The sequence below is a fragment of the Reyranella sp. CPCC 100927 genome (assembly GCF_007859315.1).
GTDB lineage: Bacteria > Pseudomonadota > Alphaproteobacteria > Reyranellales > Reyranellaceae > Vineibacter.
Genome location: NZ_VOHA01000057.1, coordinates 1 through 2,613 on the forward strand (window position 1 = coordinate 1; position 2,613 = coordinate 2,613).

Below are 2,613 nucleotides of genomic sequence, written 5' to 3' on the forward strand. Positions count from 1 at the left end.
TTCCGGCGTTATTTCTTGATGTCTCTGACCAGACACCCATCAACAGTATTATTTTCTCCCATGAAGACGGTACGCGACTGGGCGTGGAGCATCTGGTCGCATTGGGTCACCAGCAAATCGCGCTGTTAGCGGGCCCATTAAGTTCTGTCTCGGCGCGTCTGCGTCTGGCTGGCTGGCATAAATATCTCACTCGCAATCAAATTCAGCCGATAGCGGAACGGGAAGGCGACTGGAGTGCCATGTCCGGTTTTCAACAAACCATGCAAATGCTGAATGAGGGCATCGTTCCCACTGCGATGCTGGTTGCCAACGATCAGATGGCGCTGGGCGCAATGCGCGCCATTACCGAGTCCGGGCTGCGCGTTGGTGCGGACATCTCGGTAGTGGGATACGACGATACCGAAGACAGCTCATGTTATATCCCGCCGTTAACCACCATCAAACAGGATTTTCGCCTGCTGGGGCAAACCAGCGTGGACCGCTTGCTGCAACTCTCTCAGGGCCAGGCGGTGAAGGGCAATCAGCTGTTGCCCGTCTCACTGGTGAAAAGAAAAACCACCCTGGCGCCCAATACGCAAACCGCCTCTCCCCGCGCGTTGGCCGATTCATTAATGCAGCTGGCACGACAGGTTTCCCGACTGGAAAGCGGGCAGTGAGCGCAACGCAATTAATGTAAGTTAGCTCACTCATTAGGCACCGGGATCTCGACCGATGCCCTTGAGAGCCTTCAACCCAGTCAGCTCCTTCCGGTGGGCGCGGGGCATGACTATCGTCGCCGCACTTATGACTGTCTTCTTTATCATGCAACTCGTAGGACAGGTGCCGGCAGCGCTCTGGGTCATTTTCGGCGAGGACCGCTTTCGCTGGAGCGCGACGATGATCGGCCTGTCGCTTGCGGTATTCGGAATCTTGCACGCCCTCGCTCAAGCCTTCGTCACTGGTCCCGCCACCAAACGTTTCGGCGAGAAGCAGGCCATTATCGCCGGCATGGCGGCCCCACGGGTGCGCATGATCGTGCTCCTGTCGTTGAGGACCCGGCTAGGCTGGCGGGGTTGCCTTACTGGTTAGCAGAATGAATCACCGATACGCGAGCGAACGTGAAGCGACTGCTGCTGCAAAACGTCTGCGACCTGAGCAACAACATGAATGGTCTTCGGTTTCCGTGTTTCGTAAAGTCTGGAAACGCGGAAGTCAGCGCCCTGCACCATTATGTTCCGGATCTGCATCGCAGGATGCTGCTGGCTACCCTGTGGAACACCTACATCTGTATTAACGAAGCGCTGGCATTGACCCTGAGTGATTTTTCTCTGGTCCCGCCGCATCCATACCGCCAGTTGTTTACCCTCACAACGTTCCAGTAACCGGGCATGTTCATCATCAGTAACCCGTATCGTGAGCATCCTCTCTCGTTTCATCGGTTTCATTACCCCCATGAACAGAAATCCCCCTTACACGGAGGCATCAGTGACCAAACAGGAAAAAACCGCCCTTAACATGGCCCGCTTTATCAGAAGCCAGACATTAACGCTTCTGGAGAAACTCAACGAGCTGGACGCGGATGAACAGGCAGACATCTGTGAATCGCTTCACGACCACGCTGATGAGCTTTACCGCAGCTGCCTCGCGCGTTTCGGTGATGACGGTGAAAACCTCTGACACATGCAGCTCCCGGAGACGGTCACAGCTTGTCTGTAAGCGGATGCCGGGAGCAGACAAGCCCGTCAGGGCGCGTCAGCGGGTGTTGGCGGGTGTCGGGGCGCAGCCATGACCCAGTCACGTAGCGATAGCGGAGTGTATACTGGCTTAACTATGCGGCATCAGAGCAGATTGTACTGAGAGTGCACCATTGCGGTGTGAAATACCGCACAGATGCGTAAGGAGAAAATACCGCATCAGGCGCTCTTCCGCTTCCTCGCTCACTGACTCGCTGCGCTCGGTCGTTCGGCTGCGGCGAGCGGTATCAGCTCACTCAAAGGCGGTAATACGGTTATCCACAGAATCAGGGGATAACGCAGGAAAGAACATGTGAGCAAAAGGCCAGCAAAAGGCCAGGAACCGTAAAAAGGCCGCGTTGCTGGCGCTTTTCCATAGGCTCCGCCCCCCTGACGAGCATCACAAAAATCGACGCTCAAGTCAGAGGTGGCGAAACCCGACAGGACTATAAAGATACCAGGCGTTTCCCCCTGGAAGCTCCCTCGTGCGCTCTCCTGTTCCGACCCTGCCGCTTACCGGATACCTGTCCGCCTTTCTCCCTTCGGGAAGCGTGGCGCTTTCTCATAGCTCACGCTGTAGGTATCTCAGTTCGGTGTAGGTCGTTCGCTCCAAGCTGGGCTGTGTGCACGAACCCCCCGTTCAGCCCGACCGCTGCGCCTTATCCGGTAACTATCGTCTTGAGTCCAACCCGGTAAGACACGACTTATCGCCACTGGCAGCAGCCACTGGTAACAGGATTAGCAGAGCGAGGTATGTAGGCGGTGCTACAGAGTTCTTGAAGTGGTGGCCTAACTACGGCTACACTAGAAGGACAGTATTTGGTATCTGCGCTCTGCTGAAGCCAGTTACCTTCGGAAAAAGAGTTGGTAGCTCTTGATCCGGCAAACAAACCACCGCAGG

The 2,613-nt window shown here is 56.0% G+C and carries 2 protein-coding genes and 2 pseudogenes; 3 read left to right on the forward strand and 1 reads right to left on the reverse strand.

The genetic code is table 11. From position 1 onward, the window contains the following. Together lacI and FQU96_RS41910 are read left to right on the forward strand one after the other, a co-directional pair. Nucleotides 1–656, forward strand: a pseudogene (lacI, locus tag FQU96_RS41900) (DNA-binding transcriptional repressor LacI); the annotation flags it as partial. A gap of 49 nt (nucleotides 657–705) precedes the next feature. Further along, nucleotides 706–1,047: pseudogene (locus FQU96_RS41910) on the forward strand (hypothetical protein); the annotation flags it as partial. A 17-nt stretch (nucleotides 1,048–1,064) separates the two neighbouring features. Here FQU96_RS41910 and FQU96_RS41915 read toward each other — a convergent pair. Beyond that, a complete protein-coding gene (locus tag FQU96_RS41915) occupies nucleotides 1,065–1,400 on the reverse strand; it encodes a hypothetical protein (RefSeq protein WP_081450183.1) in 336 nt (111 codons plus the stop codon). A 64-nt stretch (nucleotides 1,401–1,464) separates the two neighbouring features. Here FQU96_RS41915 and FQU96_RS41920 point away from each other — a divergent pair, with 64 nt between their 5' ends. After that, the gene (locus FQU96_RS41920) at nucleotides 1,465–1,656 is read left to right on the forward strand and encodes a Rop family plasmid primer RNA-binding protein (protein WP_000165985.1); all 192 of its coding nucleotides are present in this window, start codon (nucleotides 1,465–1,467) and stop codon (nucleotides 1,654–1,656) included. Nucleotides 1,657–2,613: the final 957 nt, after the last annotated feature.

Excerpts from the sequence above, each read along its gene's own strand:
- FQU96_RS41915 (WP_081450183.1), bottom strand. The coding sequence starts at position 1,400 with ATGCTCACGATACGGGTTACTGATGATGAACATGCCCGGTTACTGGAA.